The organism is Pseudomonas sp. MF09156, from assembly GCF_059862305.1.
The window spans coordinates 119,510-125,656 of record NZ_JCBCUR010000016.1; the positions used below are offsets into that span (position 1 = coordinate 119,510).

8 protein-coding genes and 1 rRNA gene are annotated in these 6,147 nt (G+C 60.9%); 6 read left to right on the plus strand and 3 right to left on the minus strand.

Annotated features, from left to right (window positions below):
• Positions 1-40 precede the first annotated feature (40 nt).
• From AC19YY_RS25310 to AC19YY_RS25325, 4 genes are all read left to right on the plus strand, one after another.
• On the plus strand, positions 41-907 hold the full coding sequence (locus AC19YY_RS25310; RefSeq protein WP_500605057.1) for an MBL fold metallo-hydrolase: 867 nt from the start codon (positions 41-43) through the stop codon (positions 905-907).
• Between the two features lie 34 nt (positions 908-941).
• Positions 942-1,556, plus strand: coding sequence for an NAD(P)-dependent oxidoreductase (locus AC19YY_RS25315; protein WP_432755175.1), 615 nt, complete (start codon positions 942-944; stop codon positions 1,554-1,556).
• A 184-nt stretch (positions 1,557-1,740) separates the two neighbouring features.
• On the plus strand, positions 1,741-2,928 hold the full coding sequence (locus tag AC19YY_RS25320; protein ID WP_500605058.1) for a cyanate transporter: 1,188 nt from the start codon (positions 1,741-1,743) through the stop codon (positions 2,926-2,928).
• Between the two features lie 137 nt (positions 2,929-3,065).
• Complete coding sequence (locus tag AC19YY_RS25325; RefSeq protein ID WP_169955545.1) at positions 3,066-4,022, plus strand: LysR family transcriptional regulator; 957 nt, start codon at positions 3,066-3,068, stop codon at positions 4,020-4,022.
• 10 nt (positions 4,023-4,032) lie between these two features.
• Here the strand turns inward: AC19YY_RS25325 and AC19YY_RS25330 are convergent, their stop codons facing one another.
• Complete coding sequence (locus tag AC19YY_RS25330; protein ID WP_169955544.1) at positions 4,033-4,935, minus strand: LysR substrate-binding domain-containing protein; 903 nt, start codon at positions 4,933-4,935, stop codon at positions 4,033-4,035.
• A 108-nt stretch (positions 4,936-5,043) separates the two neighbouring features.
• Here AC19YY_RS25330 and AC19YY_RS25335 point away from each other — a divergent pair, with 108 nt between their 5' ends.
• Both AC19YY_RS25335 and AC19YY_RS25340 read left to right on the plus strand, forming a co-directional pair.
• The gene (locus AC19YY_RS25335; RefSeq protein WP_178121219.1) at positions 5,044-5,250 is read left to right on the plus strand and encodes a hypothetical protein; all 207 of its coding nucleotides are present in this window, start codon (positions 5,044-5,046) and stop codon (positions 5,248-5,250) included.
• Positions 5,251-5,307: 57 nt separating this feature from the next.
• Entirely contained in the window at positions 5,308-5,709 is a 402-nt protein-coding gene (locus AC19YY_RS25340) for a VOC family protein (protein WP_170057675.1), read from the plus strand.
• Between the two features lie 52 nt (positions 5,710-5,761).
• On the opposite strand, the gene AC19YY_RS25345 is transcribed toward AC19YY_RS25340, so the two are convergent.
• Together AC19YY_RS25345 and rrf are read right to left on the minus strand one after the other, a co-directional pair.
• On the minus strand, positions 5,762-5,908 hold the full coding sequence (locus tag AC19YY_RS25345; protein WP_169955542.1) for a hypothetical protein: 147 nt from the start codon (positions 5,906-5,908) through the stop codon (positions 5,762-5,764).
• 163 nt (positions 5,909-6,071) lie between these two features.
• Positions 6,072-6,147 (minus strand): 5S ribosomal RNA (gene rrf, locus AC19YY_RS25350); the annotation flags it as partial.

Genomic DNA, 6,147 nt, shown 5'->3' on the forward strand with positions numbered 1-6,147 from the left:
GTCCATCGCCTGCCAAGGCATCCCTGACCTGGACTTGAACATGCTCACTACCCTCAAGCGCTTTGTACTGGCCACTACCGTTCTTGGCTTTGCCGCCCACGCCGTCGCCGCCGACCTGACCCTCGAGGTGTATAACCCAGGTGAATCGGCGATCTTCCCCGTCAGTTCGGTGCTGGTCAGCGGCGAGAAAGACGCGATCCTGGTAGACGCGCAGTTCGGCAAAAGCCAGGCCGAACAACTGGTGCAGAAGATCCGCGCCAGCGGCAAACAGCTGACCACCATTTACATCAGCCATGGCGACCCGGATTACTACTTCGGCCTCGACACCCTGGCCAGCGCTTTCCCACAGGCCAAGATCGTCGCGCCACAACGGGTGGTCGAGCATATCAAGGCCACCGTTGCCGGAAAGATTGAATACTGGGGCCCGAAAATGGGCGCCGATAAACCCGCCAAGACCCTCATTCCCCAAGTCCTCGACGGCCATAGCCTGACGCTCGAAGGGCAATCGCTGGAAGTCATCGGCCTGGACGGCCCGCAGCCGGACCGCAGCTTTGTGTGGATCCCGTCGATCAAGGCCGTGGTCGGCGGCGTGGTGGTCTCGCAGAACATCCACCTGTGGATGGCCGACACCCAGGGTGCACAGTCCCATGCCGATTGGTTGGGCACCCTGCAACGTATCGAAAAACTCAAGCCGGTCACCGTGGTTCCCGGCCACTACCTGGGCACGCCTTCGGTCAAAGCTGTCGCCTTTACGGCCGACTACATCAAGGCTTTCGATGTAGAAACCGCCAAGGCCAAGGATTCCTCGGCCCTGATCGCAGCCATGAAAAAACGCTACCCGAACCTGGCCGATGAAAGCTCCCTGGAGCTGAGCGCCAAAGTCGCCAAGGGCGAAATGAAGTGGTGATTTGATCCAACCCTTACCCACACTGGAGAACGTCATGAGCAAGATTGCAATCATTGGTGCCACCGGCCGTGCCGGTAGCCAACTGCTGGAAGAAGCCCTGCGTCGCGGCCACACCGTCACGGCCATTGCCCGTAACACCGGCGCGATCGCCGCGCGTCCCGGCCTGACCGTCAAACAGGTGGACGCACTGGACGCCCAAGCCCTGCAACAGGCCATCAGCGGCAGCGACGTGGTGATCAGCGCCGCGCACTTCGCCACCCTGCCTGCGCCTGCGGTGATCGGGCCGGTAAAACAGGCCGGCGTGAAGCGCCTGCTGGTAGTGGGCGGTGCGGGTTCGCTGCTACTGCCGGGTGGCGGGCGGGTCATCGACAGCGAAGGCTTCCCTGCCGAATACAAGGCCGAGGCCAGTGCTGGCGCAGCGTTCCTCGACACCTTGCGCCAGGAAAAGGAGCTGGACTGGACGTTCCTTTCGCCCTCGGCAGAGTTTGTCGAGACCGAGCGCACCGGTAAGTTCCGCCTGGGCCAGGATGACCTGTTGGTGAGCAGCGAGAACCGCAGTTGGATCAGCTTTGCCGACTTCGCCATTGCCTTGATCGACGAAGTGGAAACACCCAAGCATTCGCGCCAGCGTTTCACCGTGGGCTACTAAGCCCACAACCCTGTAGGAGCCGGCTTGCCGGCGATGGCGGCGATGGCGGCTTATCTGACAGACCACTATCGCCGGCAAACCGGCTCCTACAGATGTAGTTTTTCAATAGCTCCTGCGACTTTCTGATTTGCCGCCGGGCCCGCGCGGTCGCCTAATGGCGACCTTGTCCGCTCAAGGCCCGCCCATGGAAAACGTCCACGCAAAACCCACTACCGCCCTCTGGCTGATAATCAGCGTCGTGCTGGTGGCCCTCAATCTGCGTCCGTCCATGGCGGCGGTCGGCCCTTTGTTATCGTCGATCCGCGGCGATGTGCCGCTGAGTTTCAGCACTGCTTCGTTACTGACCATGTTGCCGGTGATGGCGATGGGCTTGGCGATGTTCTTCGGCATGGGCCTGGGCAAACGCTTTGGCGAGCATCGCAGCATTGCCCTGTCGCTGGTGGTGATTGGCATTGCCACCTTGTCGCGGCTGTTTCTCGACTCTGCCGCCGAGTTGATCCTCAGCGCCATCGCCGCCGGCGTGGGCATTGCCCTGATCCAGGCGTTGATGCCGGCGCTGATCAAGTCGCGCTTTAGTGACAACGTTTCGCTGTTCATGGGCTTGTACGTCACCGCGATCATGGGCGGCGCGGCATTGGCGGCGTCGTTCTCGCCATTCATCCAGGTACAGACTGGCAGTTGGCGGATGGGTTTGGCGATCTGGGCGGTGCTTGCCGTGTTGGCGCTGCTGTTCTGGTATGCCCAGCGCGCCGCGTTGCCACCACTGCCCCAAGCCGGCAGCGGCCCGCAGGAATCGTTTTTCGGCAATCGCCGCGCGTGGTTGCTGGCGATTTTCTTCGGCCTCGGTACCGCGTCCTACACCTGTGTACTGGCTTGGCTGGCGCCGTACTACGTCGAGCAGGGCTGGAGCGAACAGAACGCCGGCCTGCTGCTGGGCTTCCTGACGGCCATGGAAGTGGTCTCCGGACTGATCACCCCGGCTATCGCCAACCGACGCCAGGACAAGCGCGGCGTGGTGGCCGTGCTGCTGGTGCTGATCATCGCCGGCTTCTGCGGCCTGATCCTTTCCCCGCAACACTTCACACTGCTGTGGCCATGCCTGCTGGGCCTGGGCATTGGCGGGCTGTTCCCGATGAGCCTGATCCTGTCCCTCGACCACCTGGACAACCCGCGCCGCGCCGGTGGCCTGACGGCGTTTGTGCAAGGCATCGGCTACCTGATCGCTGGGGTGTCGCCGCTGATTGCCGGGATGATCCGCGACCAACTGGGCAGCTTCGAATGGGCCTGGTGGTCACTCACCGCGGTGGTGGGGGTGATGTTACTGATAGTCCTGTGCTTCGACCCGCGCCACTATGCACGGCATATTCGTTAAGGCGTCGTGTTCCAAACAGTATCTGTCCCACAATGAACATAGAAAGGTCCGACAGACCTTTCTATTGGGACGAGCGTTCCGTTAACATTTTGTCTTGTTTGCGCTGCGGTCGCGCAACAGGCTCACGGACGGAACGAATGCTAAACAGTAACTTGCTTAGAAAGCTCGATATGCAGGATCTGATGGTGTTTATCGCTGTGTATGAGCAAAGCAGCGTCACCGATGTCTCCGAAACCCTGTTTGTCAGCCAGTCCACGGTCAGTTACAGCCTGAAAAAGCTGCGCACCAGCTTTGAGGACGACCTGTTTATCAACACCCGTGCCGGCATGCGCCCAACCTACAAGGCCAGCACCATGTACGGGCATGTGCAGAAAATCCTCGAAAGCATCAACCTGTGCCACGCGGGCGCGCAGACGTTCGATCCCACGCAAAAAGCCGTCACCTTCAACCTCTGCGCACCCGAATACTTCGAGCAACTGATCCTGCCCAGATTGTTGAAACACTTCGATCATGCCGACCTGCCGGTGATCGTCAATGTGCAGAAGCTGGAAACCGAGATCCCTGTCGAGGCGCTGCGTGACGGGCGCCTGGACCTGGTGATCTGCTTCGGTCCGCACTTTCACCGTGAGCACAAGGACCTCAGGACCCAGATGCTGCTGGAAGACGACTTGGTCTGCGTCTTCGACAAGCGTGCGGCCCCCCGGGAGCCGGCGTTCAGCCTGCAGTCCTTTGTGGCCCGGCGCCATGTGTTCCCCACGCCCTGGACCTCGGACACCAACATGATCGACGGCTGGCTGAGCCGCCAGGCTCACAAGCGCCAGGTCATCGCCCGGGCCAACAGCTACAGCGCGGCGCTGAAGATGATTGCCGGCACCGACTTTATCGTCACCCTACCCCGGCGCGTGCAACAACTGCTGGCCGTGGAACCACAGTTCGGCCATTGCGAAGCCCCCAACGGCCTGCCGGGGTTTACCCTGGAGATGCAGTGGAACGATGCCAGCGAGCAGGAAAGCGCCAACGCGTGGTTTCGCGAGCAGGTGGCGGCGGTTGCGGCCAGTTGCAAAGTGGACGTGGCAAGAGAAGCAAACGCCTAACTTGCCGCGCTCACGCCCCCATGAACGCTTCCAGCCGCGAGCGCATCCAGCGTTCGGCGGGGTCGCTGTCAACGTGGCTGAGCCAGACCATGGACAGGTCCAGGGTCGGTGTATCGAACGGAAACGGCTCACAAAACAGGTTGCCCGCCGCCGCCATGGCTTGGGCCGTGTAGTCCGGCAGGCTGGCGATCATATCGGTGCCGGCCAGTAATGCCGGTAAGGAACTGTATTGCGGCACGGATAACACCACGTGCCGCTTGCGACCGATCTCTGCCAGCCACTCATCGGCAAACCCCGCGACGTTAGCAGTGTGAGACACCAGCACATGGGGCCGTGCGCAGTATTCGTCGAGGGTCAGCGCCTGGTCCGAGGCATCGGCGCGCAGCACGCTGGGACGGATGTGGCGCAACAGTTTGCGCTTGGCATTGGCCGGCAGGCCACGGGTCTGGGTGATGCCGACGGTGATATCGCCAGAGGCCAGCAAATCGGGAATCCGCCAGTAATCGACGTGCTGCACCACAAACACCACCTGCGGTGCTTCGGTGCGCAGGGCCCGCAACAGCGGTGGCAATAGACCGAACTCGACGTCATCGGACAGGCCGATACGAAAGGTCATGGTACTGACAGACGGGTCGAAATCATGGGTAAGACTCAACGCCGCCGACAGCGAGTCCAGGGCCGGCGACAGATGCAGGATGAGCTCCTCGGCCCGCGCCGTGGGTTCCATGCGGTGGCCGACACGGATAAACAGCGGGTCGTTGAACAGCGTGCGCAGGCGGTTGAGGGCCGAACTGACCGTGGGCTGGCCAAGGAACAGCTTCTCTGCCACACGCGTTACGTTGCGCTCGAGCATCAGTGTTTCAAAGACCACCATCAGGTTGATGTCGGCCTTGCGTAATTCATTGCGATTCATGGCAAGCGCCCCACTGCCCAAGACAGTCGGTAGTTTAGGAACACAGCGGGGCCTGCGTCTATGCGCCGACTATCCAACCCACGTATTTGGGACTATAAATCAGCTTCCATGGCAACCGAGAACATCCCCGTGCTGGTCATTCTTGCCCTGGCCATCCTGATGGCCGGGCTGTGCATCTGGAGTATCAGGTTCATCGCCCATCCAACCGCCAGGACGCTGCTGCGGGTATTTATCGGGTTGTGCCTGGCCGCCATCGTGGCGTACCTGGTCTTGGCGTCGGGGTTTCCCACGGCGCTGCTGGTATCGGCAGGTTGACGAGCCTGCTGGCACTTCCTCTAATAGGCATCTTTTTCAAGCACGGAGCGCTTAGCCATGAAATTCGCCTACACCATCGTCTACGTCCCGGATGTCGCCGCGTCGCTGCAGTTTTTTGAAACGGCCTTCGGCTTCAGTCGACGCTTCCTGCATGAGTCTGGGACCTATGGCGAGCTGGAAACCGCAGGCACCACCTTGTCCTTCGCCGCGCATGAACTGGGGGAGTTGAATTTCAAGGGTGGGCACGTCGCTGCTCATTCTTCTAAGCAACCGCTGGGTGTGGAACTGGGATTTGTGACCGATGACGTCCCGGCCGCCCATGCCAAGGCTGTGGCAGCAGGTGCGACCGAGCTATCAGCACCGAGCAGCAAGCCCTGGGGCCAAGTGGTGTCTTATGTGCGCTGCCCGGATGGGACGCTGGTGGAGTTGTGTACGCCGATGTCCTGTGAGCCGGCTTGACGGCGGGGGCCTGTCAGCGTTATGCCCATCGCGGGCAAGCCGGTTCCTACAGTTATGGCTTCAGGGGGCGTTCCTGATCGCGTTCGGATAGCTCCGTCCCGTCATCCGGATGCTTCCAGGTCTGTGGCTTCTCTTCCTCGCGACGCTGCCTGGCGCGCTCCTGCTCCGCGTCATCGCGCGGTTTAGGTTCAGTGGTCATACCTACCTCCCGTCCTTAAGAATGAGTCAAGCCAACTAAGCATAGAGCAGCAATCGCATTTGTTGCAGTTGGCGGGCGCGACCAGTTGCTTGCGGGCTTATGGGTTTTCGATCGCCCAAAACAAAACCCCAACTGCTTTCGCAATTGGGGTTTCGGAATTTAATCTTGACGATGACCTACTCTCACATGGGGAAACCCCACACTACCATCGGCGATGCATCGTTTCACTGCTGAGTTCG